The organism is Sphingobacterium sp. CZ-2 (assembly GCF_004526235.1).
In the GTDB taxonomy this organism is placed as follows: domain Bacteria; phylum Bacteroidota; class Bacteroidia; order Sphingobacteriales; family Sphingobacteriaceae; genus Sphingobacterium; species Sphingobacterium tenebrionis.
In genome coordinates, this window is record NZ_CP038159.1 from 3,795,762 (window position 1) to 3,821,479 (window position 25,718).

A 25,718-nucleotide genomic window follows, 5' to 3' on the forward strand; every position below is an offset into this window, starting at 1 on the left:
AAGGCTTATCTTTATTTTTGATAGATAAAATTTGTAGAACTATGAAAAGTATATGGTTTTTGCTGATGTTGGTGCCGTGTTTGGTATTTGGGCAGAGCAAGGAGGAGATGATCGCGCAGGTAAAGGCAAATCCGAAAGATGCGAATTCGTTACGGTTGATCCAACGGATTGGTGGGTATGACCCGGAATATGTAGAATTGAACAATCTGTTTAAGAAATTGGATAAGAAGGTAAGGAAATCGAATGATGGATTGTTGTTTGAAAGATACTTAAAGGCGTTGAAAAGTACGCAGATCGGGAAAAAGGCACCGAGTATTACGCAGTTGAACTTGGAGGGAGACCCTTATTCTTTGTCGGATCTGAAGGGGAAATATGTATTGATCGATTTCTGGGCGTCCTGGTGTCCGGATTGTAGGAAACAGGTTCCTGCTTTGTTGGAGACTTATGGGAGGTTTAAAGACAAGAATTTTGAGATCTTAGGGGTTTCTTTTGATCGGGAGTATGAGCCTTGGGCAAAATATGTGAAGGAGCAGAATTTGGCCTGGAAACATGTTTCGGATTTGCAGAACATGAATAATTCTGCAGGACAGACTTATGGGGTTCGGGCGATTCCGCAGAATGTGCTGGTGGATCCGAATGGGATTATTATCGGAAGGAATTTGCACGGCGAGGATTTGAATGCTTTATTGGCGGAGGTGTTGAAGTAAGGAAGGCCACGTCATTACGAGGAACGAAGCAATCTTTTATACGAATAGAAAGATTGCTTCGTCGTGCCTCCTCGCAATGACGCGGTACCTACAAGCTCAACTGATAAGCGATCACTGAGTTATTCAAAAAAGTAGGCACATATAAAATCTTTTCCTTTGCATTATACCCCAAATCTGCGGTATTCATTTTCCCTTGCACATCCAACAACTCCTTCACTTCCCCATTTGCAGAGATATGATATATCAACCCACCCCAAAAAGTCACCAAGAAACTCCCATCACCCACAGGTTCCAAACCATCACCACCAAGTTTCAATCCCTTCGCAATAACCGTTTTCTTTTTATTATCAATTTTCCATAATTCTGGACCTGCCATCGCGTATAAACTTCCATTGATCACTTTCAGCCCATTCACACTTGGCACATCGCTCATATAAAGACTTGGTCTATTATTCTGGAGCATATATATTTTTCCTTCCCTAGTATCCGACACAAATACCTTTCCTGACGCATCCACGGTAACATCATTTAAAAATACTGCCCCTTCTATTTTTATCTGGTTGATCACATTCCCGGTAATAATATCTATCACCACGACCTCATTGATGTCCGCCACATATAATTGATCCTTATACAAAGCCATTCCCTTTGGTGCGTTCAACCCTTCCACCCAAGTTGCATTTTTCAGGCTGCCATCCATGTTCAAAATCGCTACCCCACCTTTTCCATCAGCAGCAGACCCATCACCATCAATCAAGGAAACAAAAAGTTCATTACGTTCTGGAACATATAGAACAGACTCTGGAACAGGTAACTGTTCTTTAGACTCCCATAAGGGCGCCAATTTAGCCTGCCCATGAGATTGCATGGATGATCCTAATAAAGAAGAACTTAATAAAGCAGCGGAAAGAAATAAAGATCTCATAGTTAAAATGTTTGTTTTCACTAAATTAACAAATTAATGCAAGAAAAGTTCAACCCCCCTATTTCACATTAACCCAATCGAAAATTAATATTCTATTAACGCAAGAAAATTCAGGTAAACCTCTGTATTTACAGCTACTAACTAATTATTAAACTCTAATTATTATAATATGCTTGAAGCACTTTGGATCCTCATCAACTTGGCCTTAGTCTTTTATGGATTTTACCTTACGATAAAATCAATTGGCTATCTCTATAAAGCAAAAGGTGTTTTTCCTGCTGTAGTTCTAGGGATATACATATTGTCTCTCTTTGCTCACCAAATCGAAAGTGAAGATCAAAAATACGAAATCAACAATCTTACGTTCATCATTAAAAACCACGAACAACTATTAGAAAACAATTTGGTAACAAAAGTTATTCTGCGTGTCAGGAGTGCAGATGGCCAAACTAAACTCCTGCTTTCTAAGAATGGACTAGTACCCGGATTAGATTATGAAATCGAAAATGCTACATTATACCCAGACCACATTCAATTGAACGTATTTAAAAGCTGGAAAATTTTGGCCTCACTTTGATAACCATTATAAAAATTATAAGGTAAACATCAATAAATAAAGATTATTTCTTAATTTCATTCCTTATAATTTAACCATTCACCCTAAATTTAATGGAGAGCATAAAACCTTTCTTAGACGAGCATTTTCTATTACAGAGCAGCATTGCAGAAGAACTATATCATCAGTATGCCAAGGATCTACCAATCATAGATTACCATAACCACCTACCACCCGATCAGGTTTCGGGGGGCCATCAGTTTGAAAACATCACCCAGGCTTGGCTATATGGCGATCATTATAAATGGCGGGCAATGCGTGCGAATGGGGTCAATGAGCATTATATTACCGGTGAAGCTTCGGATATAGAAAAATTCCAGAAATGGGCCGATACGGTTCCCTATACCATGCGGAACCCTTTATACCATTGGACCCATCTGGAACTACAGCGCTATTTTGATGTGCGGGAAACTTTACACTCCAACAATGCGGAAAGTATCTTCCATGATTGCAATGAAAAATTAAGAGATCCCGCCTATAATGTGCACGGCCTGTTGAATAAGATGAATGTGGAGATAATCTGTACCACGGATGATCCGATCGATAGCCTGGAATTCCATCAATCATATGCTCAGCATCCATCTTGCTTCAAGATGTTTCCTGCTTTCCGACCGGACAAGGCGATGAGCCCGGAGCATCCGGAGAACTTTAACCAATATGTCGACCGCTTGGGCGAGGTTTGCAACCTGGAGATACAGAATTTCCAGAAATTCCTGGATGCCCTAAAGGCTAGGCATGATTATTTTGCAGCCAATGGCTGTTGCCTTTCCGACCATGGCTTGAGCCACCTCTATGCGGAGGATTATACGGATGAGGAAATCGCCAAGATATTCCAAAAGGTCAGGGGCGGATCTCACTTGATGCACGACGAGATCAACAAGTTCAAATCGGCCATGTTGGTGCATTTTGCGGCTTGGGACTACGAAAAAGGTTGGGTACAGCAGTTCCATGTGGGTGCTTTCCGGAATACCAATACTTGGGCATTGAAGAATTTAGGTCCAGATACGGGGTTCGATAGTATTGGAGATTACAAACAGGGAGAAGCCATGGTGCGCTTTTTCGGAAATATGGCTGCCCGGGAGCAGCTCGGAAAAACCATCATCTATAACCTGAATCCATCCGATAATGAGCTGTTCGCGGCGATGGCCGGGAATTTCAATGATGGCGAGATCATCGGAAAAATGCAGTTCGGATCCGGTTGGTGGTACAACGACCAAAAAGAAGGGATGACCAGACAGATCAATGCCCTTTCCAATATTGGCCTATTGAGCCGCTTTGTGGGTATGCTGACAGATTCCAGGAGTTTCCTTTCCTTCCCTCGACATGAATATTTCAGACGTTTGCTCTGCAATATCTTCGCGGAGGACATCAAAAATGGCGAATTACCGCATGATATGCCATGGATCGGAAAAATGATCCAGGATATCTGTTATTATAATGCCAAATCCTATTTCCCGTTCCAGGGTTAGGATCTTTCCAGGTTGAGCCATTTAGGCACTTCAGGGGCAACATAAGCATCCATTTTATCCAAAAGATCATGGATATTGTTGGCATAGAGCAACATGTCCTGGTTTTCCTTTTTCAAGAGCCCTGCATCCACCATATGTTTGATGAACTGGATAAGATGATCGTAGAATCCATCCACATTCAATAGCCCGACGGGTTTTTGATGCAGTCCCAATTGCCCCCAGGTCAGCATTTCGAAGAGTTCTTCCATGGTACCGAATCCTCCGGGCAGCGCAATAACCGCATCGCACAGGTTATTCATCTTTGCTTTACGTTCGTGCATGGTATCCACTTCGATCAGTTGGCTGATTCCGGTATGACCTATCTCCTTGCTGTTCAGAAATTTTGGGATCACACCGACCACCTGACCGCCATTCTCCATCACGCTATCCGCAATTCCGCCCATCAAACCTACTCTTCCACCGCCGTAAACCAATTGAATGCCCTTTTCGGCAAATACCTTCCCCACCATGCGCGCAGATTCCATATATACTTTTTCATGGCCTGGACTTGAGGCACAGAACACCACAATCTGTTTTAATTTCATGCTGCAATCTAGCAATTTTATCAAAATAAAAGGCCGGAGGCGGGGAGCCAACGACCTTTATTAACTAAACATTGAAACAAAATCTTAATTTGCCCTATTGGTTTCCTCGTTGTTCGATTCCTTCTTGCGGAATTGTTGTTTCAGGTTACCAAATTTATAGGTATATGTCAATCGCACTGTCTGGTTATCATTATATTGTCTAAAAGTGGATTGGAATTCATTGAAATCTGTACTAACCGTATTTTTGTTCGTACGGAAAATATCGGTCACTGCCAATTTCAGGGAACTGCGTTGGTCCTTGAAATTATAGTTCATCCCAGCATCGATGTTCCATCTACCGTGAATCTTGTACACATTGTATAGGAAAGGTGTGCTGCCGTTAAAGCTCAATTCTGCCGATAGGGCGCTGTTGATCTTAAAGGTATGCATACTGTTTGCTTGGATAAAAAAGGAACCAAGGTCTGCATAATGCCCCGCGATAGGCCCTTTAAAGTGCATGTAAATACCGGTAAAGTTATTGTTCATCGTCCAGAACTTACCAACCCGATATGGGGCATTGATGTTGATATAAGAGGTGCTTGTTTTCGCCAAGTTATCCCTGGTGATCCATGTTTCGTTGGTAATTGAATCCTGGCCTAGACTTTCCACCATCGCATCGTTCGTGATATCGGTACCTAAGGTAAAGTTGAACATCTGCATCAGGGTATAGGTCAAGGTCAACCCATGCGTATACTGTGGTTTTACATAAGGGTTACCTTCCTGGTAAGTCAACTTATCAATATAATAACGGAAAGGATTCAAGAACCTATAATTCGGTCTGGTGATCTTTTTCGCATAGCCAAAGTTAAGGATATGGTTCTGACTGATGTTATACCCTACATTTGCAGAAGGGAACAGGTCAAAATAATCCCGTTTTACGCGGTTGTTCTTGGTTACGGAATTACCATCCGAAATGGTATATTCTCCGCGTAAACCTGCTTTCAACGACCATTTTCCGATGGCTCTGCTATAATCCGCATAGGCGGCTGCAATCTGTTCGGTATAGATGAACAGGTTCGAGCGATTGGCGATGTCTACCCAGTCCCCAGCCTGCGTTAAGGAATCAAACTGCAGGTTATTATCGGATTTTACATTACTGTATTTCAGTCCGGTTTCTATTTTACCCTTTCCAACGATTTTCTCTAAATCTAATTTGGCCACATAGATATCGATGGCCGATGGCATGGCTGAACGTTCTTTTTGAACAGGATAATAAAGACTGCCATCCGGTCTTTCGGTTCTATAGATATAATCATTGTCGTTGCTGTTCTTGAACATGCTCCAATCAAAATCGAATACCAACCTGCTACCTAATGTATCCAATTTATACTCGTTGTTAAAGTTGGTCGAGTATCTGTTGAAACGATTATCACTGATGGCGGTGGTCCTTAGGATAGAATCTACGACCGAAGGGTTTTTGGAAATATCGGTATTGGAAATATTCTCACTGATCTCCTCGTTATTGTTTCCGGTGAACTGGAGCATCATGGTATTCCTGTTGGAAGTCTTCTGCTCCACGCCGAATCTATAATTGTGGTTCTTTTCGGTTTCCACCAAGAAAGCCTCCTGATTAAAATCGGTGGAAACATTGCCATTGGCGATGGTGCGTTCCAGATCAAGATCAAATTGACGTTTGTTCTGGGTATAGGCATAAGAACCGAACAAAGTGTTATTGTTCTTTTTATAGTTGAGGTTTAAGCTGGAGTTCCCACGGTAGTGTTCGCCTTTGGCGCCACTCACCAAGAATGTTCCATTAAATCCTTCTAAATTGTTCTTTTTCATCACGATATTGATAGAGCCTACCGCACCTTCCGCATCATCTTTTGCGGAACGTGTGGTACTTACTTCCACACTTTTGATCATACTACCATCGGTAGATTTCAGGAAAGTAGCCAATTGCTCTCCCGTCATAAAGGTTTGTCGCCCATCGATGGTAATTGTTACACCTTGCTGTCCCATTAATTGCAGATTATCGTCCTTATCGACGCTTACCCCTGGCGCTCTTTTCAAGACCTCCAAGGCATTGTTACCTGCAGCAACGGTGGAATTCTCCACGTTAAGGACCAGTTTTCCATTTTTGCTCTGAACCATGGGAACTTGTCCCTGAACCGTTACGGCTTCAATAGCTTGGCTCTGTGGACTCAATTGGATAGTAGGCACCTGGATATTTTTATCGCCCAATTCAAAAACGGACGATTTTGTCACGGCAAAACCTACCGATGTCACTTGGATGTAATAGCTTCCTTTAGGGGCTTTTAATATACTGTAATCGCCATTCTCATCGGTTACTGCCGTTTTGATCAGCACGTTTGCTGATGACGACATCAGGTAAACCGAAGCGGAGGCTACTGGTTGATTGCTTGCATTGATGACTTTGCCCTTTACATCCGCATCCTGCATGCCCGCAAATGATTGGCCTATCATCCCGACAAGCATCAAAATAAAGAGGGTAATTGTTCTTCCCATGGTTAGTTTTTATATGTTTTCAAAGTTTGGTTTTATTTAATAGACGAAGCTTCCTTTCTATAGGTTGCTTCGTCTATGTTATTTTTTTGTTTAGCTATTACGCTGAGCGTCCCGGATCTGTTTCTTAACCTCATCCTGCGCTTCTTTGATCTGCTTGAAGGCCTCTCTCTGCGCTTCTTTTGCTTCTTTCTGCGCTTCCTTCAAGGCTTCCTTCGCTTCTCGCTGTGCCTCTTTAACGGCATCTTCTGCTTCTTCTTTGGCATCTTTCTCCGCTTCTTCCGCCTCTTCTTTAGCGTCTTCCAAAGCTTTTAAACGCTCTTCTTCCATTTTCTTCACACAACGCAATCCCGCTTTGGTCATGATCCATTCTGAAAGTTTCTCGCCTTCATTGTTCGGACAGTCATAAGCCCAAATATCCTGCACCTTGTTTTCTACATTGTCGTTGATCATCACTTTTGTACCGATTGGTAGGAACATTTTGATGCTCACGTGCTGATCCCTAATGATTGGTTGTTTAAGGATCGAGAAATGGCTGTCGAAAAGGATATTTTCTCCGTTCTGCTGTACCTGGTATTTGATCTGGGAAGCACGTGCTGATGCATCACCATAACTGTTTCCTCTCGAAAAATAATTGTACTGCATATAAGGCGCCTTCAAGGAATCAATGGCTTCGAAACGGATTCCGATATTGTCCCTTAATACCCCGGATATGGTTTTTCCATTCCTGGTCACCTCAAATTTATTGGATCTGAAATCCTCATCCGAAGCTTTGATCACTCGAACATCATTTAAGGAAATGGTATACTGGGCTTTTTTCTCCAATGGTTTTTCCACACTGATCGTACTTTCCTCTTTAAATTCCTGATTCGTAACGATCACCATATATAGGATCACGATGATGGAACCTACCCAAGCGGCAAACATGGAAACACTTGCATAATTATTCAATGGACTTCCTTTGAACAATACCCTCAACATCAGGAAGAAAAAAGCCAAGAAAGGAATACCGATAGCTAAAAATCCTGCTGTTATCGCGATGAATGCAGAGGTTGGCTCCAATATTTCCAACGGTGGAAAGTAGATGTCATTATCATATCCCATGATGTTCAGTACATTGAACACCCAGAAGATGAACAGACCAACAACGGTCGCTCCAGACACAAACAAACCAATGGATGCAAATATCTTACCTATAATCGAGAAGGATCTACCTATCACATCACCTGCCGAACGTGCTCCTCGATTAAACTGCTCGCCGGCGCCCGAAAAATTTTCCCGTACATTCTTCATCTCTTCATCGAACGATTTCTTGAAGTTATGCAGGTTTGCCTGCTCCCCACGCATCGCCAATTTATCTGCCCGTGTTAATGCTTTCGGCATGACCGCCCAAAGTACAAAGTATAATAACACCCCTGATCCTCCGAAAAGGAAAAACAGAATGAAGATGATCCTTACCCATTTCGATTCGATGTTGAAATATTGCGCCAAACCGCTACATACCCCACCGAAAACCTTATCGTCCATGTCGCGCATCAATCTTTTCGACATGGTATAATTCGCAAAGCTCGATTCGTTATCAACGGGCTCTTCTTGTATAGCATTCGGCTCTTCTGCAAAAGTAGGCTCTCCCTCCGCTTGGAATGTGTTCGCTTCAGTACGTGCTTCCGAACGGTTTTCGTTCTGGATTTCATCCTCTAATTCCGAATCGAAATCACTTACGCGTCCCATTTGGGCGATGACTTCATTGACATCTTCCATATTGATGACTTCCTTACGCCCGCTATGGATGCGCTCGGAAAACATTTCAGCAATACGGTTTTCGATATCTTCCAGGATTTCTCGGCTATCCTCTGATTTTCCAAAGTGCCTCTTGATCTCGATCATGTAGGCCCTTAGGGTCTCGTATGCATCCTCCTCTATGTGGAAAACGATACTATTTATATTAATGATGATGGTCTTGTTCATGACAGTATTTAGTTAATAGTTTAGATTATATTTCACGGTTAGCAATCGATATCTCCACGGCAAACAGTAATTCCTTCCAGGTGATATCCAGTTTCTTCAACACTTCCAATCCTTCGGAAGTAATCTGGTAGTACTTTCTTGGTGGACCTGATGTAGACTCCTGCCAACTATAACTCAACAAGCCATTGTTCTTCAACCTCGTCAATAGTGGATAGAGCGTCCCTTCAACCACCAACAACTCTGCCTTCTTCAATTCGGCAATGATGTCTGAGGCATATATTTCTCCCCGAGAAATTATGGATAGAATACAGTACTCCAGTATTCCTTTCCTCATTTGGGTTTGTGTATTTTCTGCTATCATAACAATACAAAGATATATCCTTTGGATGGTACTTTGCAATACATAGTACTATAAAAATTTAAAATACGTATGTAATTAGCTGATTTACAGCGTAATAATTTTTAAATAAAAAGATTAAGAAAATGTAATCATTATAAAAAATACCTGAAAAGACTTTTTATTACGAGATATTAATCCGACTTTAGGCATAATGAACTGGCTTATAAATTACGCATGGGCAATTCTTTGGGCAATAATCATGATGACGTTGCTCTTATTGCCACCCGACAACCTACCATCAGGCAATTACTTCCCCGGTTTTGACAAATTGGTACACACTGGCTGTTTTTATTTATTGACAACCTTAATATTATTTGGAAGAGTCATAGACACGAAACGAAGAGCTGGAAAATGGAAAACCTTTTTCATCGCCTTGATATCCGCTTCTTTCTTTGCGTTCTTAACGGAAGGTGCGCAGATGTATTTCACCAATAGCAGACATGCAGAGTGGTGGGATGTTTTTGCGGATTATGTAGGTATTGGGATGGCTCTATTCAGCTATCTACTGTTGTACAACCGTCGGGCACAGTACGATTAAGCCTTAGCGATACAAAATATGGAGAATTTAGTGCTTGGATAGGTGGCCTGAAGAGTTTCTCAAGCCGAACTAAGCGTAGCTCCTGTGGTCAATACATCATCCAATAGGATATACTCCTTACCGGAAAGCAGCTTATTGGGCAGTACTTCGAATACCCCCTCTACATTTTTCATGCGTTCGTATCTAGAAAGCAAGGTCTGTGTTTTGGTATGGACTTTCCTTTTCAGGATGTTGGTATGAATTGGAATCCCGCTTATTTGATGCAAACCCTTGGCAAATTCTTCGGTTTGATTATACCCCCGCCATTTTCTTTTTTGGGGTGGAAAGGTATGGGGATAAAGGCCTCCATATCCTTCAAGAAACCATCTTCCATCAGTATTTCAGCATAACGCTTTCCCAAGAATAATCCTACTTTGGGTTTATTTCCGTACTTCAGGTGATAGAGCAATACTTCTACACGGCTAGAGGCATTCAAATGCAGCATGGCAGCTGCCTTGACTAAAGGCACTCTGTCCTTTAACTGTTGTATACATGGATTGTTAGGATCTTTGTGGAATTGTGTAAAAGGGAGGTGGAATAGGCATTTTGTACAAATAAACTCTTCCTGAACGACCAATAAGGCTGAACAGGCATGACACTGTTCAGGAAAGAATTAATGGAAAAATGCTTGGAAATAATTTGTTAACACCTGCAAGCGATATCTTTTCAGAAAGCTTGGTATCTGTTAAGAAATCCCTATTGAACAGGTATTAACTTATTTTTAAGCTTGATCAACAGCTTCGGTGTTATCCTTTTCCTTGATCGCCAATTGACCACAGGCGGCATCTATATCCTTTCCACGACTACGGCGTACATTGGTGATGATTCCCTGCTTTCTAAGGTATTCAGCGAATTGATCGATCTTATCAGCTTCGGCATTTAAGAAGTCTGCCAAGGCGATGGGGTTGTATTCAATGATATTCACCTTACAAGGAACATGTTTACAGAATTTCGCTAACTCTTTGGCATCTTCCAGTTCATCGTTAAAATTGTTGAAAACGATATATTCAAAAGTGATAGGGTTTTTGGTCTTCGCATAGAAGTACTTGAGTGCATCTGCCAACGCTGCCAAACTGTTCTGCTCGTTGATCGGCATGATCTCGTTGCGTTTCTTATCGTTGGCCGCATGTAGGGAGAGCGCCAAATTGAAGCGTACTTCATCATCGCCCAACTTCTTGATCATCTTGGCTATTCCCGCTGTGGATACGGTAATGCGTTTAGCTGCCATGTTCAGCCCATCGGGAGCTGTAATACGCTCTACCGACTTCATCATATTGCTGTAATTCAACAATGGTTCGCCCATTCCCATATACACGATGTTCGTCAATGGGTGGTTATATTTCTCCTGCGCTTGTTTAGCAATCAATACCACCTGATCGTAAATTTCATCTGCATTGAGGTTTCTTTTGCGATCCATATACCCCGTAGCGCAGAATTTGCAGGTTAAGCTACAGCCTACTTGGGAGCTCACACAGGCGGTCATCCGATCGTCTGCAGGAATAAGGACCCCTTCGATAACATTGTTATCATACAAAGTAAAGCTGCTTTTAATGGTTTTATCAGAACTGATTTGTGATTGGCGTACTTTTACGGCATTGATGGCGAATCGTTCCTTCAATTTATCCCGCAAAGGCTTGCTCAAATTGCTCATGTCATCAAAATCGGTACAGGATTTTTGCCAAAGCCATTCATAAATCTGCTTTGCACGAAAGCCCTGCTCGCCCATTTCTACCAGTGCATCTTTGAGTTGTGCCAAACTCAAACTTCTAATATCTACCAATTTAATTGCTTTTTCCACGCTACAAAGATACGTCAAAAATTATTCCTTATTCAAAAACTTGTTTTTTCTGTTCTTGCGGAACTTTTTTATCAAGGCAACGGCTAAACCAACAACGATTAAGACCGGCCATAATCCTACGATACCCAAAGCCAAGGTTTCGATCAGATTCCATCCAAAAACAAAGGAATCCTTCAATCTCGACCAGAAAGAGTTGCTACCCATTGGCAGATTGGCATTATATTCAAATAGATTGATGTTGATGCTGGAATAATCCACCTGACCACTCAGATTCCTTAATAAACCTTCCGAGCTATCGATCTCTTCTTGTAACAAACGGATCTGCTCCTGTATTTCTAACAGGTCCTTCACGGACTTTGCCGATGCTACCATTCCTTGGTACCGCGCTAGGTATGCCCTTTTGCTTTTCAAGCGGGATTCCACATCATAATACTGGATAGAAACATCCTCAGAGGTCATGCTCTTGGAGGTGATTTTGTCCTTCCCATTTTCCAGGTTGCCCATAAAGGCATCCAATTGTTTGGAAGGAACGCGGATCACCAGGTTATATGTGGTCAATTCATCCCGGTTGGATGTGGAGGATTCCTGCTCATAATAGCCACCCATCTTCTTCAACAAAACATCCAGGTTCTTTTTACTTGCTTGAATATCTTTGGATTCTATGGATAGATCACCTCTACGGATGATTTTAAGCTGTTGGTTCACGGGGTTTACAGGGTTTGCTGCAGCATCTACCGCTGCTCCTGCAGCAACATCAGCGGCAGCAACTTCTGGAGCTTCTGCATAATCAGCCTGTTTACTGGTCGATACCTCCGAAACGAGCGCCTCTTCCGAATGCTCCATGCTTCTATTACAGCCTACTGCAAACAGCAACATGCTCAAGGGTAAGATTAAAAATATTTTTTTCATGGCTATGAGTTTAGGCTAGGATGCGTTTCTTCCAACAATTCCATAAAGAATTCTAAAATAAAAAAGCCCTCTAGTCATTTTCATCCTAGAGGGCATTGTTATAACAATGTGATTTGTTTATTTATTTACCGCAGCTCTAACCTTTGGTGCAATCTGATTGCCATAGAATTCGATGGCTTTCATCATTTTGCTATGGTCAGGGCTACCCACATCCATATGGGCAGAAAACCTGGTCAAACCGAAGGTTTCCTGCATCTGAAGGATTTTCTCCACCGATTCATTCACATCGCCTACGATCAGGTGGCCATGTCTTGAACGACCATAATCATACTGCGATTTTTGGTAAGCAGGCCATCCCCTAGAAGCTCCGATCCTATTCATCTGAGCGGAATAGAATGGGTAATACCAATCGGCAATCTCCTTGCTGTCTTCTCCAAAGAAAGAATGCATATGCACACCTACTTGGAAATTCGCCATATCGTGGCCATTATCCTGATAAGCTTGTTCATACACTTCAAACAAAGGTTTGAAATTGATCGGCGAACCACCGATGATGGCAAACATAACAGGTAGACCTAAGCGTCCGGCACGAATAACAGATTCAGTTGTGCCACCTACAGCCACCCAGATTGGCATGCTGTTGTTCACTGGTCTTGGGTATATGGTCTGGTTCACCAGGCTTGCGCGATGTTTTCCGGTCCAATTAACCGTTTCCGATTTATTCAGACGGAGCAAAAGCTCCAATTTTTCTTCAAACAGGGAACTGTAATCTTTCAGATCATAGCCGTAAAGCGGAAAAGATTCGATAAAAGATCCGCGTCCTGCCATGATTTCAGCACGTCCATTGGAGATCAGATCCACTGTTGCGAAATCCTGGAATAATTTCACCGGATCCGCTGAGCTCAATACCGAAACAGCACTTCCCAATTTGATTTTTTTGGTCACGGAAGCTGCCGCTGCCAAAATGATTTCGGGAGATGCCACCGCATAATCGGCACGGTGATGCTCGCCCATTCCAAAGAAATCCAAACCAACCTCATCCATCAATTTGATCTCTTCGATTATTTCCTGCATGCGATCTTGCGCAGCTTGTATTTTTCCTGTCTGTGGATCTATTTGCAAATCCCCAAACATTCCTATTCCTAATTCTAACATAATTTGCTCCTATTTTATACTACAAAAATAGGGAGTATAAACTCCCTATTCCTTGATGTATGATAAGAAAGAATATCCATGGGTAATAAAGATTACCCGTGGATATATTCTTTGGTTCCATAAGATTGGATCAGCTCCCCTTCGAAATCCAACCATTCCTTCCAACGTTTGTCCACATCAACATCCGTGCTGTATTTACGGGCAAAGTTGAGGAAGGTGGTGTAATGATTGGCTTCGGATACCATCAGGTCATGGTAGAAGGTTGCCAATTCCTGGTCTTCAATATTTTTGGACAACACCCGGAACCTTTCGCAGCTGCGCGCTTCGATCATGGCGGCAAACAATAACCGATCGATAAAAGCCATGTTTCTGGATCCATCCTTTTTAGCAAATTTCATCAGTTGACCTACATAATCGTCCTTGCGCTCGCGGCCCAAGGTATAGCCCCTGGCTTTGATGATTTCGATCACCATTTTGAAATGTTCCATTTCTTCGATGGCAATCGCGGTCAGTTCATGCACCAGATCTTCAAATTCAGGGTTCTGGGTGATCAGGGTGATGGCATTTGAGGCCGCCTTTTGTTCACACCAAGCATGATCTGTCAATATTTCGCATAGATTGGATTCTGCAATATTTGCCCAACGGGGATCTGTTAATAGTTTAAGTCCTAACATAGCCTGTTCAATATAAATTACAAAGGTAGTAAATTAAGCTTTATAGAATTAATTTACTCATTTTTGTAGAATGGAAAATCGTTTGCTCGTTATTGGTCTGGTATGGCCAGAACCAGAATCTTCCGCCGCTGGTTGGAGGATCCTCCAATTGATCGAAATATTCCGGGAGCAGGGATTTGAGATCCATTTTGCCTCGGCGGCCAGTAAAAGCGAACATTCCTATCCATTGGAAAAACTGGGAATACAAAAACAGGCGATCCTCTTGAACGACGACTCCTTTGATGCGTATGTACGAGATTTGAAACCTGATTACGTGATGTTCGATCGATTTATGGTGGAAGAACAGTACAGCTGGCGAGTTCGGGAAAATTGTCCGCAAGCGATCCATATCCTGGATACGGAAGATCTCCACTTTTTGAGGCAGGCGAGGCAGGATGCCTTCAAAAAGGAGATGGAATTGAATGAGCTTTCCTTATATTCCGATCTTGCCAAGCGAGAGATCGCAAGCATCTATCGTTCGGATCTTACCATTATCATTTCAGCATACGAAATGAACTTGTTGATTAAGCAGTTTCATATTCAGGAATCCCTATTGGTCTATCTTCCATTATTAAACCGGGATTACATCCCTGACAATGAACTCCCATCTTTCGAGGAAAGGAAGGATTTTATGTTTATTGGGAATTTCATTCATGAGCCGAATTGGCGGACGATTTTGGAATTAAAGCGGATCTGGCCATCGATCAGGAAAAGACTTCCTCAGGCAGAATTGCATATCTATGGGGCGTATCCCAGCCAAAAGGTTTGGGAACTAAATAAACCTTCTTCCGGTTTTATTATTAAGGGAAGGGCAGAATCTGCTTTGGAAACCATGAAAGGTTATCGGGTCTTGTTAGCTCCGATTCCCTTTGGGGCCGGGCAAAAAGGTAAGTTCATGGATGCACTGGCTACCCAGACGCCCATTGTTACGAGTGCGGTTGGTGCGGAAGGCATGCTTATCGAGGGAAATTGGCCAGGGTTTATCTGTGAGGAAGATGATGAATTTGTAGAACGATCCATTGAATTGTATAATCAGGAAGATATTTGGAGAAGTTCGCAGGATCGAGGACAGCATTTAAGTGAGCTATGGAAAGCAAAGCAAGAGAAAAAACAATTGCTAAATGTTTTGCTTCCTATCAAGGATAATCTAGAAATACATCGCGCAAGGAATTTTGTAGGGCAGATACTATGGAGCAATCAATTTGCTGCCAGCAAATACATGTCTCTTTGGATCGAAGCCAAAAATGGGAAGAAAAAATGAAGCCGTATCATTTTAAAATGATACGGCTTACGTTCTCATATTAAGTTTAATCTTAACGTCTTTTAAATTCGTATCTCGTGGTTTTACCATTCGTTACGTTTTCCATGCTGAATTTCACAATGGTAGTGATAATATTTTCCTTGATGGTATAAGTAACGCCATCAAAAATCATAGTTTTCGAGTTTGGCATTTCATATGGATAAGATTTCGCTCCATCTTGACCCATCATGATGTAGGTATACCCATCCTTATTGAAATTCATATACTGTGGATCTTTTACCAAGGTATCTCTAAAGACCTCTTTACCGTCCACAAATTCTGTTCTTACCACATCCTCCCATTGGTTGGAACGGATGATGTTCTGAGCGGTATCTCGGCCGATATTATCAATAGTATCTTCACTACAAGAAGCTAAACCGAAAGCCACTAAACCCAATATCATTAACTTTTTCATAATTATGCTGCTATTTTCTAACATTTATCTATTACTCCAAGCCATACTTTCCAATCATTATGCCAATAAATGTTAAAACGGGAAAATAATCTCTTAATGGAGCTTGCCGAAGGTTACCCGCATTTTTATTATATTTAAACTAATGAAGCCAATAAGATGGCATTAATCACCTTTCTATGGAAAAACTCCTGCATTATTTCATTGTTCTGGTTTGGTTAATCAATGGTCTATATTGTAAAATATTTAACCAGGTGCCACGACATCAGGAGATCGTTGGAGAGATCCTATCAAAGGAACATGCAAGGACTTTAACCATTATTATTGGCTTTATGGAAATCCTATTGGGTATTTGGATTTTTTTCAGAAGATATCCTAAACCTACAGCCATCTTTCAGATCATTTTAGTTCTCGGTATGAATGTAATTGAATTTTTCCTAGCGCCGAATTTGTTGCTATGGGGTAGGTTCAATTTAGTTTTTGCCATACTTTTTGCATGTTTGATATTTTTGGAAGCGTTTGTACTATCGTCTTCCCCACATCAGAAAGGCTATGGGAAACTTCAATAATCAGCAAATTGCCATGCAGGCCAATTTGGAACAGACCCTTGTGCTCACCTTTTCCGTTCCGGCCGAAGAGCTACTTAACTATGTTCCAGAACCGCTGACTTTGGAGATTTACGATAATAAATGGGCTTTTTTGGCGGTTGCTTTAGTAAGGACCAAGCACTTAAGACCAAAGGGATTTCCAAAATTCCTTGGAAGGAATTTTATCTTAGTAGGGTATCGAATTTTTGTCCGGTATACCACGCAAAAGAGGAAAAATCTTAGAGGGCTTTATATCCTTGGATCAGCGACAGATAGCCGCTTAATGGAAATCATGGGAAACGTATTGACCAATTACCATTATAAGCACATGGACATACAATGGGAAGAACAAGCGCATCAAACGCTTGTACAATCCTCAAAACATCGTCTACAGATCGAATTTCCAACGCATATCCATGATCCGAAGCTACCTGTGGATTCTCCCTTCCCAGATTGGAAAACAGCAAGACGCTATGCCGGGCCCCTACCCTTTACTTTTTATATAAACAAAGAAAATAAGGAGATCCATATCGTAGAAGGAAAAAGAACAGATTGGATTCCGAACCCCATCCACATCCAGCATTATCAAATTGGATTTCTAGATGATTACATTTCCGGAAAAAAGATATTGGCCAGTGCGTTCAGCATTACCAATATCCCCTATTATTGGAAGAAAGGAAGGGTTGAAAAATGGGGCTAGAAAGAGGACGATTTCAAGGGATCAAAAACATCATTTATTTCAATTGGCACTTTTATATTATTTTCCTGCTGATAGTATTAGGTGGAATAAATATCCTGCTCATCATACCATTTCCTTACGCGGTCTATTTAAAGGTTTTTTTATGGATATCCACCTTATCCACTTTGGTATCATTGATTGTTTCTTGGTTGCTGTATGACCAATCTGATCTCTATCGATTCCATTTTGTAAAAGATCTGACGGGTCTCCAAGTTTTAAATATCCATGCAGGTTTTGATGAAAGCAGTGCTATCATAAAAGAAAAATCTCCCTCATTATTAGCCATTGCTGATTTTTATGACCCCCAAAAACATACCGAAATCTCTATTAAAAGAGCTCGAAAAATGTATCCAAACAGGGAAGATTGTATTCCAATAAAAAGCAACCACCTTCCCTTCGAAAACAATTATTTTGATCGGGTATTTTTAATATTTTCAGCGCATGAAATCCGGAATCGGGAAGAAAGGAAAACATTTTTAAAAGAACTCCTACGCATTCTACATCCTGATGGCGAAGTTCTCCTCGTGGAACATCGTAGAGATTGGAAGAACTTTTTGGTTTATAACATAGGTTTCTTTCATTTCTATTCGGAAAAAGAATGGCTAAACAACTTTAAGCAAGCAGGATTTAAGGTCGAAGAGAAGCAAGGAATCCATCAATTGATTACTGCTTATAAATTTAAAAAAAATGGAAGTACAGCTTAAAATAGTTGGGATAGTTCAAATCCTATTGGCCATTATCCATCTTTTTTTTCCTAGGAAATTCGATTGGAAAAATGAGCTACATAAATTAAGTCTTTTGAACCAACAGATGATGCAGGTGCATACTTTTTTTATCGCATTGACTGTTTTTTTGATGGGCATACTCAATCTTAGTTCTGCCGAACTGCTGATCAACACAGAGCTTGGAAAACGGATCTGTTTAGGTATGGGCATCTTTTGGTTATTCAGACTAGGGATACAATTTTTTGGTTATTCTTCCTTGTTATGGCGAGGAAAACGAGTAGAAACCGGTATTCATATCCTATTTATTTTCACCTGGATATATTTTACGTATGTGAATTTTAACGTCTTTTTTAAGGCTCTTTAATTGCATTAGCTGTTTGACCATATGCCCTTAATTAAATTTTAAAAAATTAGGTTGAAATATTTCTAAAAATATTCTTATGTTAGCATTATATTGTAGCTAAGTAGCCACAAGTTCGACAAGCTTCAATAGCCAAACCATTATCGGCAACATCCATGAAACAGCTAAGTTTAAGAGCAAACTCTCTAGGGGAGTTAATTAAAAAGCGGAAATTCTTACAAATGATCTTATTGATCGGTGCCTTGGTATTGACCTTGATGTTGACCATTCTTCACCTTTACTTTTTCAAAAGTGACATGATCGGTTTTCCGGTCATGTTAGCAGCAGCTCTTTTTACGCTTCTGCCAGCATATATGCGCTTGGGCGAGATCAATACGGAAATTAAATCACGCACGGACGCGCGTAGAATCTAGAACTAGGGCTATTAAAATCGTTACTCGATACCTTTAAAATAAAGGACCATATCTTTTTTATTGAGGCCTTTTGGATCGTCAAGTTGATTCAAAGTCAATACCCGATGTGCACAATCAAAGCTATATCGGTATAATTTTCCAGATATACCCCAAATCAGGAAATTTGGAATATCTTTCGACAATTTAATACGCAGGATATTATTGTCCTTAAAATCAAACTCCGCTTCAACATCTCCGTTGACCAATGCTTTATTACCGACCCTATTCACTGAAAAAGATGGCCCTGCATCCATGGTTTCGAAAACCTCATTGATAATTTCTGCACGTTGAAAAGTCTGCTCACGGATTTCGTTGGATTTCTTTCCGAAAAGCGGGAAACCCCTTAAATTTTCTTTCAGTCGCAGATCCGCACCATTCCCTTCAAAAATTTCCATCCCTTTGGGATCCATATTCACCTCAAATGAAAAAGGTTCATTGACCTCAAAATGTAAATGATCGCCTTCTTGTTTCGACTTCCCCTTTAACACCTTCATGTTCTGGTCCGTGATAATGGAAAACTTATTTTCTTCATAAAAAATCCCCATGGCCCAGAGATCATGCTCATCCGTATAATTCATTCGGATACTCGAGGATAGTTTATTACCCTCTACGGACCAGGACACCTCCTTATTGCTAAAGGCATCCGTTTCTGCCACCCACTTCACCTCCTTATCCTTGATCTTTAAATAATCAGGATTTTTCAGAACGTCAGATTCCATATCCGTGGAAATCATTCCAATCTGGTCAATCTGTACGGTCTTTTTTATCGGATCAACGGTTACCACCGCTTTAGGTGCAAAAAGGCTTGGTTGCTCCAACATAAAGAAGCTCCCAATCAACAAGAATATCAGTTTAATCTCAATCATATTGCGATGCCAGGAACTGTTGCCAGCTTTCCATTAATCGATTCGCTTCCTCCATCTCCTGAGCGTCCACTTCCCCGATTCGATGGGCAGTAGTTAACTTTGCTTCTTTATCCTGATAATTCACCTCGAACATAAGTTCCAGCCTATCCCACATAAAATCATATAAAATGGCCAATCCCTTTGCATTTGGCTCGAGGTAATTGGCCAGATCTTTCAACATGGATATCATCGGAATAATTTCATGATAGTTCTCACTGAACTGCAAAACCATGAAATACCAGGTCTTGGTTTGTTCATCATATGTTTCCTGTGCGCCTGTAAACCTTTCATCAATGATTTCTTCAATCACTTGACCATAGCTCTCTGCATGGTAAGATTGAACCACCTGTAAGGGCTGTTTATTGTACATTTCACGGGAATCCCACCAATTTGTCCAATTGCTGTTCAGGGCAGGTGCTACTGGGCGACTTTTCTTGAACTTCTGCAATTGTTCTTTACTGATGGGAACTTTGACATATAAGGAACTTAATTCTGACATAACCTGTTGTTTATTAAGATTGATCTTAGCTTTTAATCACGATCCAAAAAGCTAAACGAGCTGTTAAAATAATTTCCGATTACCGGTAGTACCGCCATCTTGTTATTTGCTGCATTGATAATCCCTATGATCATCAGCACCAAAAATAATAGACCAACAATGTTTCCAACAAAGGCCAAAGAAGGAATTATACTTACAATAATCCCGATGGCGATAGAAAAGATGATCGATGTGACGATCAATCCCAACCCTTGTTTAAGGTGGAAGCGACTGAACTGATCTCTATTATCCTTTCCTACGAAATAAGCAACTAGCCATAAAATCCCTAAATAGCTTAAGATTGATTGAACTTTTGAATCCATAATATGTTTTTTATTAGTTTATGATTTGTTTAATATCTTGATTCTAATCATCACACATCTTATACCATAATTATTTTTAGGCATTCTATGTTACATATACAGAATGTCTACATTTTTCGTATATGACTGATAATCAGTATTTAGCAATCTTGTAGGTTAACAGAATTATATACATAAATTAACATAGGATTAGCATAAAATAAGAATTGCTCATAAATTAGGATTCGAACGCAGTATACTATGAAGAACGCAATTGTATTGATCTTATTATTATTTAGCCTATTTCGCGCCCAAGGTAATTCGAAGGAAATAGACCCTTCTATCAAAAGTATTCTCTTAAAGATAGAGAAAATGGTCTTAAATTCCCAAAATGAGGAGGCGATTGATCTATTGATGGGCGAGGTCAATAAAACGAAGTCGGCAGATGCGCTTGCTATTTATTATGGTCAGTTGAGTTCCATATATTTAAGCAAGGATAGTCTACAACAAGGCAAAAAATTCAATGATCTCAGTGTTGCCCAAAGGAGTTCAGCTTTGAATCCCGAAGCCTTGGCTGCTACCTATCGTTCTTCGGCCTACCTGAAAAGTTTTCTGAACCTATCTGATGAGGTCGTAAAAGAAGCGAATGAAGGGTTAAACATACTCCAACAAGTTCCAGAAGCCTATTCCCTGAAATATGCCCTTTATTATCTGTTGTATTCCACCTATAGTGGCTGGAACGATAGTGAAAAAATGGAGGAGAACATTAGGAAATGTGAGTTGAATGCCAATTTGGGAAAGAATTATAACCAGCAATCCAATGTACAGATCGGTTATTCCAGTCTTTACCTTGCCCGATATAGGAAACACAAAAAGAGGGCTGATCTGGATAGTAGCTATCATCATCTCCTACAATCCTATAGCATACATGAAATACATCCCGAGCAGATCAGTGGAAATACGAAGGTGGTCACCGCGGTCAATCTGGCAAATTATTATTTGGAATTTGCGGAAGGTCCAGTCTTAGAAAGAAAAAAGAAGGCTTATGGTTATCTGGAAAAGGCGGAGGAAGAGCTAAAGAATAACAAAGGCCAATTTGGAAGGTGGGTCAATATTTATGGTATCAAGAGCTCTTTTGCGCAATTGGAAGGGAATATTCCGCTCGCTGAACAATATCTTATCGCTGCCAGCAACCTATTGAATGACCGAAAAGATAATAGTCTGTTAAAATTGGAATATAAACTGTATCAGGAATTATCTTCGCTGTCTGAAAAAAAGAACGATCTAGCTTCCGCCCTGGCCTATCACAAAAAAGCGGAAATGGTACTGAAACAGAATTTCGATCAGGTACAGCTGTTCAATACCCAAAAATTGGATATCCAATATGAAACGGAAAGAAAGGATCAACAACTGAAACTTTTGGAGGAGACCGCAGCGCTGCAGAAGAAGTTGAATTACGTGTATGGTGGAGCGGCCATTCTTGTGGTACTGGTATTGATTTTTATGTTAAGATCATACAAGTTCAAGCTGCAATACGCTAAATCACGAGAAATTCAATTGGCCAAACAGAAAGAGGCGGAACAGGAAATCATGGAACTAAAACATCAACAGCTGCAGAAGGAGGCTTTGGTAAATAACCTGATCATTGAGCATAAAAACGACATGCTCAAACAGATCAAATCCAAAATTCAAGAAGGCGATTCTTCACAACTGAAAAAACTGTTGAAGGAGGAAAATCTATTGAGTGCAGATTTTGAAGATATTAAATGGCAGATCCAGCAGTTACATCCTAATTTCTTTCAGCAATTAATGGATAAATCCACCCAGAAACTGACCCAATTGGATCTTAAATACTGTGCATATATCTATCTGCAGCTTTCGACAAAACAGATAGCGCAGGTCTTGCATGTGGAACCCCAATCGGTACGTATGTTCAAATATCGACTGAAACAGAAGTTTGGTCTGCCGAAAGAATCCGACATGGAAAACTTCCTTCAGGAGCTTGTTTGATTCGAGGTTTAAGTGGGGTTTAAGTGACATGTAAGTGAGGTGTAAGTGCCTTTTCACACTTACACCACACTTAAAATCCGGCTTCACTTTGGTCCCATCACCTACACAATATGTTGAAATTATGGGACACTAATCTTTCGAGTTGCAATGGGTAACTAGATCTAGGCAAATCGACCAATGTTATCACATCATTTAAAGCCGACTGCAGATAGTAAGTACCAACGTATTTCTTATTCTCCAGATACGAAATCATTTCCTGTAGATCCTCCAAGCTCAATAATTCCGAATGTACAGTCGTTCGAACCTCAAAAGGAATTTTATTCGCCTGTAAGAGCGCATATGTTTCTTCAAATCCGCCAAACAAATTGCTTACCGTAATATGTTTAAATCGTTCGCCCAATCCTTTGAAATCCAAGGCGACATAATCCAATAAATTTCGTCGAATTAATTCCATCATAATAGCTGGTCGACTGCCGTTGGTGTCGACCTTTACCAGATACCCCATCGCCTTAGCTTCCTGTGCCAATGGCAACAACGCGGGGTGCATTGTGCATTCACCGCCACTGAAAACCACTGCCTGCAATAGGTTCTTCCTTTTCCGAAGAAAATGCAGCGCATCTTCTATACTCATCTTACCTTTTCCCAGTACGATATCGGGATTATAGCAGTACAAACAACGCATGTTACAGCCTGTAAACCAAAGGATACAGGCTGATTTATTCGGATAATCTAATAAAGTAAATGGGCTGATATCATAGATCGGTTTTGTCATTTCTTTCCTTAAAAAGCGTTCGCTGCTTATGTTCTCCCTGCTTTCCAATATTGAAACTCTCAATTGGCCGATGATACCCCATCACACGGGTATACACCAAACATTTACTTCTATCCTGCTGATGTTGCTCCAACACCTGCAAGGTTTCATTTTTACATGTTTCCATCTGCATTTGTTAATTTATGATTCATAAGGATTTCTTCGTCACATTTTGGGCAATATTCATGCTCGCCATTCAAATAGCCATGTTTCGGACAGATACTGAAAACGGGGGTTACGGTAATATAGGGCAACCTGAAATTGGAGATCACCGTTTTCACAAATTCCTTGCAGGCTTCGGCAGTGCTGATCTTTTCGCGCATATATAAGTGCAGGACCGTTCCGCCGGTATATTTACACTGCAATTTATCCTGCAAGAGCAGGGCCTCAAAAGGGTCTTCCGTGTGGTCCACCGGAATCTGGGAACTATTGGTATAATAGATCTTATCGTCTATACCGGCCTGTAAAATATCAGGGAACCTTTTTTTATCCTCTTTCGCAAATCGATAGGTGGTCCCTTCTGCCGGAGTCGCTTCCAGGTTATAAAGATTTCCGGTTTCCTCCTGAAATGTTCTTAACCGTGTCCGGATAAAATCCAGGATTTCACTCGCAAAAGAAATCCCCCAATCGCTGATGATGGTTTCCTCATCCGCGGTATAATTCCGGATCATTTCGTTCATGCCATTTACGCCAATCGTAGAAAAATGGTTTCTGAAATGCGGTAAATACCGTTTTGTATAAGGATAAAGCCCATTATCATACATGGTCTGGATGAATTTTCTTTTCTTTTCCAAGGTGGATTTTGCCAAAAGCAGCAATTCATCGATCCGTTCGAAAAGACCGGCCTTATTTCCTCGGAACAGATAGCCCAGACGCGCCATATTCAAAGTCACCACACCAATACTTCCAGTCATTTCTGCGCTGCCGAACAAGCCATTGCCTCTTTTGAGCAATTCCCTTAGATCGAGCTGAAGCCGACAGCACATACTCCGAACCGCATTCGGTTTGTAAGCATCCGGATTTTCCACCCTATTTCCCTCCGCATCGATCAGGTATTGGCTGCCCACAAAATTCTGAAAGTAGGATGACCCTATCTTGGCGGTATTCTCAAAAAGCACTTCTACATTTTCGCCATCCCAATCAAAATCCTCGGTAATATTCACCGTCGGAATGGGAAAGGTAAAAGGTTGCCCGTTCGCATCCGCTTCTGTCATCACCTCATAATAGGCCTTATTGATCATGTTCATCTCCTTTTGGAAATGCTTATAACACAGATCCAACAAGGACGCTACGCCTCTTTCCTTAGCAAGGTCTTCGAGAATCGGACTGGAAAGCCCCTTGAAAAGATGTTGACTGGCTTTGGTAGGGATCTGGTCCTGAAGATCCTGGGGAACATTCCAGTCCAAGGTGATATTGGTGAATGGCGACTGCCCCCATCGAGCCGGTACATTCAAATTATAAACAAAACTTCGAATGGCTTTTTTAACTTCTACAGCAGATAGTTGGTCTTTGAACACATAGGGCGCCAGGTAGGTATCAAAGGAACTGAATGCTTGTGCACCGGCCCATTCACTCTGCAAAATGCCCAAGAAATTGGCCATCTGCCCAAGTGCTTCCCTGAAATGCGATGGAGGTCGGCTATCAACCCTTCCTCGGACCCCATTGAACCCTTCATCCAATAAAACACGTAGGCTCCAACCGGCACAATAACCGGTCAGGCAGTCAAGGTCATGGATATGGATATCGGCATTTCGGTGGGCATGTCCCTCCAAGCGGTTATATACTTTGTCCAGCCAATAATTGGCAATGATCTTTCCGGCGGTATTATTCACCAATCCGGCATTTGAAAAGGAATTGTTCGCATTGGCTTGGATCCGCCAATCGTTCTGGTAGATGTATTCTTCAACCGCGTGGCTACTGTCTACATAAGTACCGGAATCTATGAACCGATCAATGTGTTCCCGTTGGAGTTTTCGGGTATGCCTAAATAACATGAAAGATCGCATCACCTGGAAATGTCCTCGGGAATAGAGTTTTGTTTCGATCAGATCTTGGATATCCTCCACATCGATTAGACTGCTCGAATCGATTTCTGCAAGGACTGATTCCAGGATACTTTCATCATAAGGGAGACTGACACTTTGAAAAGCTTTCCGGATCGCATCTTCAATTTTGAAGGCTTGAAAGGCCGTAACCAGCCCATCACGTTTAATCACATTTATCATAGCTTTAGAAATTACTTATTATTTGATT

General features: G+C 41.1%; 29 protein-coding genes. 11 read left to right on the forward strand and 18 right to left on the reverse strand.

What is annotated here, in order from left to right:
- Positions 1-41: 41 nt before the first annotated feature.
- Positions 42-707 (forward strand): peroxiredoxin family protein, encoded by a 666-nt coding sequence (locus tag E3D81_RS16515; protein ID WP_099365149.1) that lies wholly within the window; start codon positions 42-44, stop codon positions 705-707.
- Between the two features lie 88 nt (positions 708-795).
- On the opposite strand, the gene E3D81_RS16520 is transcribed toward E3D81_RS16515, so the two are convergent.
- Positions 796-1,632 (reverse strand): ATP-binding protein, encoded by an 837-nt coding sequence (locus tag E3D81_RS16520; RefSeq protein WP_134778273.1) that lies wholly within the window; start codon positions 1,630-1,632, stop codon positions 796-798.
- Between the two features lie 169 nt (positions 1,633-1,801).
- Between E3D81_RS16520 and E3D81_RS16525 the strand changes: the two genes are divergently transcribed.
- Together E3D81_RS16525 and uxaC are read left to right on the forward strand one after the other, a co-directional pair.
- Entirely contained in the window at positions 1,802-2,209 is a 408-nt protein-coding gene (locus E3D81_RS16525; RefSeq protein ID WP_134778274.1) for a hypothetical protein, read from the forward strand.
- A 101-nt stretch (positions 2,210-2,310) separates the two neighbouring features.
- Complete coding sequence (gene uxaC / locus E3D81_RS16530) at positions 2,311-3,717, forward strand: glucuronate isomerase (RefSeq protein ID WP_134778471.1); 1,407 nt, start codon at positions 2,311-2,313, stop codon at positions 3,715-3,717.
- Here the strand turns inward: uxaC and E3D81_RS16535 are convergent.
- From E3D81_RS16535 to E3D81_RS16550, 4 genes are all read right to left on the reverse strand, one after another.
- On the reverse strand, positions 3,714-4,301 hold the full coding sequence (locus tag E3D81_RS16535) for a TIGR00730 family Rossman fold protein (RefSeq protein ID WP_134778275.1): 588 nt from the start codon (positions 4,299-4,301) through the stop codon (positions 3,714-3,716). The two genes, uxaC and E3D81_RS16535, sit on opposite strands and share 4 nt — an antisense overlap.
- A gap of 84 nt (positions 4,302-4,385) precedes the next feature.
- Complete coding sequence (locus E3D81_RS16540; RefSeq protein ID WP_134778276.1) at positions 4,386-6,806, reverse strand: outer membrane beta-barrel family protein; 2,421 nt, start codon at positions 6,804-6,806, stop codon at positions 4,386-4,388.
- A 90-nt stretch (positions 6,807-6,896) separates the two neighbouring features.
- Entirely contained in the window at positions 6,897-8,771 is a 1,875-nt protein-coding gene (locus E3D81_RS16545) for a PspC domain-containing protein (protein WP_134778277.1), read from the reverse strand.
- A gap of 25 nt (positions 8,772-8,796) precedes the next feature.
- The gene (locus E3D81_RS16550; protein ID WP_099365042.1) at positions 8,797-9,132 is read right to left on the reverse strand and encodes a PadR family transcriptional regulator; all 336 of its coding nucleotides are present in this window, start codon (positions 9,130-9,132) and stop codon (positions 8,797-8,799) included.
- A 190-nt stretch (positions 9,133-9,322) separates the two neighbouring features.
- Between E3D81_RS16550 and E3D81_RS16555 the strand changes: the two genes are divergently transcribed.
- Positions 9,323-9,709, forward strand: a complete 387-nt coding sequence (locus E3D81_RS16555; RefSeq protein ID WP_099365043.1) for a VanZ family protein — start codon at positions 9,323-9,325, stop codon at positions 9,707-9,709.
- 59 nt (positions 9,710-9,768) lie between these two features.
- Here E3D81_RS16555 and E3D81_RS17655 read toward each other — a convergent pair whose 3' ends face one another.
- The 6 genes from E3D81_RS17655 to E3D81_RS16580 all read right to left on the reverse strand — a co-directional run bounded on the left by E3D81_RS17655 (position 9,769) and on the right by E3D81_RS16580 (position 14,284).
- Positions 9,769-9,882: a ComF family protein gene (locus tag E3D81_RS17655; protein WP_410528427.1), complete on the reverse strand. Its 114-nt coding sequence runs from the start codon at positions 9,880-9,882 to the stop codon at positions 9,769-9,771.
- 80 nt (positions 9,883-9,962) lie between these two features.
- The gene (locus tag E3D81_RS16560) at positions 9,963-10,217 is read right to left on the reverse strand and encodes a hypothetical protein (RefSeq protein ID WP_134778278.1); all 255 of its coding nucleotides are present in this window, start codon (positions 10,215-10,217) and stop codon (positions 9,963-9,965) included.
- A 252-nt stretch (positions 10,218-10,469) separates the two neighbouring features.
- A complete protein-coding gene (rlmN, locus tag E3D81_RS16565; RefSeq protein WP_134778279.1) occupies positions 10,470-11,546 on the reverse strand; it encodes a 23S rRNA (adenine(2503)-C(2))-methyltransferase RlmN in 1,077 nt (358 codons plus the stop codon).
- A gap of 21 nt (positions 11,547-11,567) precedes the next feature.
- Complete coding sequence (locus E3D81_RS16570; RefSeq protein WP_134778280.1) at positions 11,568-12,455, reverse strand: DUF4349 domain-containing protein; 888 nt, start codon at positions 12,453-12,455, stop codon at positions 11,568-11,570.
- Between the two features lie 117 nt (positions 12,456-12,572).
- Entirely contained in the window at positions 12,573-13,610 is a 1,038-nt protein-coding gene (locus tag E3D81_RS16575) for an Atu2307/SP_0267 family LLM class monooxygenase (RefSeq protein ID WP_134778281.1), read from the reverse strand.
- 92 nt (positions 13,611-13,702) lie between these two features.
- The gene (locus tag E3D81_RS16580) at positions 13,703-14,284 is read right to left on the reverse strand and encodes a tRNA-(ms[2]io[6]A)-hydroxylase (protein WP_099365048.1); all 582 of its coding nucleotides are present in this window, start codon (positions 14,282-14,284) and stop codon (positions 13,703-13,705) included.
- A gap of 70 nt (positions 14,285-14,354) precedes the next feature.
- Between E3D81_RS16580 and E3D81_RS16585 the strand changes: the two genes are divergently transcribed.
- On the forward strand, positions 14,355-15,584 hold the full coding sequence (locus tag E3D81_RS16585; protein ID WP_134778282.1) for a glycosyltransferase: 1,230 nt from the start codon (positions 14,355-14,357) through the stop codon (positions 15,582-15,584).
- Positions 15,585-15,636: 52 nt separating this feature from the next.
- Here E3D81_RS16585 and E3D81_RS16590 read toward each other — a convergent pair whose 3' ends face one another.
- The gene (locus tag E3D81_RS16590) at positions 15,637-16,038 is read right to left on the reverse strand and encodes a hypothetical protein (RefSeq protein WP_134778283.1); all 402 of its coding nucleotides are present in this window, start codon (positions 16,036-16,038) and stop codon (positions 15,637-15,639) included.
- Positions 16,039-16,214: 176 nt separating this feature from the next.
- On the opposite strand from E3D81_RS16590, the gene E3D81_RS16595 reads away from it, so the two are divergent.
- The 5 genes from E3D81_RS16595 to E3D81_RS16615 all read left to right on the forward strand — a co-directional run bounded on the left by E3D81_RS16595 (position 16,215) and on the right by E3D81_RS16615 (position 18,860).
- The gene (locus E3D81_RS16595) at positions 16,215-16,604 is read left to right on the forward strand and encodes a DoxX-like family protein (protein ID WP_099365051.1); all 390 of its coding nucleotides are present in this window, start codon (positions 16,215-16,217) and stop codon (positions 16,602-16,604) included.
- Complete coding sequence (locus tag E3D81_RS16600) at positions 16,588-17,322, forward strand: DUF2071 domain-containing protein (RefSeq protein ID WP_099365052.1); 735 nt, start codon at positions 16,588-16,590, stop codon at positions 17,320-17,322. Before E3D81_RS16595 ends, E3D81_RS16600 begins: the two co-directional genes overlap by 17 nt.
- Positions 17,313-18,065 carry a class I SAM-dependent methyltransferase gene (locus E3D81_RS16605; RefSeq protein ID WP_099365053.1) on the forward strand — a complete coding sequence of 251 codons (753 nt, stop codon included), beginning with the start codon at positions 17,313-17,315 and terminating at the stop codon, positions 18,063-18,065. The genes E3D81_RS16600 and E3D81_RS16605 overlap by 10 nt, the downstream gene beginning before the upstream one ends.
- A complete protein-coding gene (locus E3D81_RS16610; protein ID WP_099365054.1) occupies positions 18,049-18,450 on the forward strand; it encodes a hypothetical protein in 402 nt (133 codons plus the stop codon). The genes E3D81_RS16605 and E3D81_RS16610 overlap by 17 nt, the downstream gene beginning before the upstream one ends.
- Before the next feature lie 152 nt (positions 18,451-18,602).
- Positions 18,603-18,860 (forward strand): hypothetical protein, encoded by a 258-nt coding sequence (locus E3D81_RS16615; RefSeq protein WP_099365055.1) that lies wholly within the window; start codon positions 18,603-18,605, stop codon positions 18,858-18,860.
- 20 nt (positions 18,861-18,880) lie between these two features.
- On the opposite strand, the gene E3D81_RS16620 is transcribed toward E3D81_RS16615, so the two are convergent.
- From E3D81_RS16620 to E3D81_RS16630, 3 genes are read right to left on the reverse strand one after another with little or no spacing between them, the layout of a single operon-like run.
- A complete protein-coding gene (locus E3D81_RS16620) occupies positions 18,881-19,765 on the reverse strand; it encodes a hypothetical protein (RefSeq protein ID WP_134778284.1) in 885 nt (294 codons plus the stop codon).
- Complete coding sequence (locus E3D81_RS16625; RefSeq protein ID WP_099365057.1) at positions 19,758-20,303, reverse strand: hypothetical protein; 546 nt, start codon at positions 20,301-20,303, stop codon at positions 19,758-19,760. Before E3D81_RS16625 ends, E3D81_RS16620 begins: the two co-directional genes overlap by 8 nt.
- A gap of 32 nt (positions 20,304-20,335) precedes the next feature.
- Positions 20,336-20,665: a DUF4870 domain-containing protein gene (locus tag E3D81_RS16630; protein WP_134778285.1), complete on the reverse strand. Its 330-nt coding sequence runs from the start codon at positions 20,663-20,665 to the stop codon at positions 20,336-20,338.
- A 240-nt stretch (positions 20,666-20,905) separates the two neighbouring features.
- On the opposite strand from E3D81_RS16630, the gene E3D81_RS16635 reads away from it, so the two are divergent.
- Entirely contained in the window at positions 20,906-22,654 is a 1,749-nt protein-coding gene (locus E3D81_RS16635) for a helix-turn-helix transcriptional regulator (protein ID WP_134778286.1), read from the forward strand.
- Between the two features lie 97 nt (positions 22,655-22,751).
- On the opposite strand, the gene E3D81_RS16640 is transcribed toward E3D81_RS16635, so the two are convergent.
- From E3D81_RS16640 to E3D81_RS16650, 3 genes are read right to left on the reverse strand one after another with little or no spacing between them, the layout of a single operon-like run.
- On the reverse strand, positions 22,752-23,426 hold the full coding sequence (locus E3D81_RS16640; RefSeq protein ID WP_134778287.1) for an anaerobic ribonucleoside-triphosphate reductase activating protein: 675 nt from the start codon (positions 23,424-23,426) through the stop codon (positions 22,752-22,754).
- On the reverse strand, positions 23,407-23,592 hold the full coding sequence (gene nrdD, locus E3D81_RS16645) for an anaerobic ribonucleoside-triphosphate reductase (protein ID WP_167554358.1): 186 nt from the start codon (positions 23,590-23,592) through the stop codon (positions 23,407-23,409). The genes E3D81_RS16640 and nrdD overlap by 20 nt, the downstream gene beginning before the upstream one ends.
- Positions 23,579-25,690, reverse strand: a complete 2,112-nt coding sequence (locus tag E3D81_RS16650) for a ribonucleoside triphosphate reductase (RefSeq protein ID WP_134778288.1) — start codon at positions 25,688-25,690, stop codon at positions 23,579-23,581. The genes nrdD and E3D81_RS16650 overlap by 14 nt, the downstream gene beginning before the upstream one ends.
- Positions 25,691-25,718 lie beyond the last annotated feature (28 nt).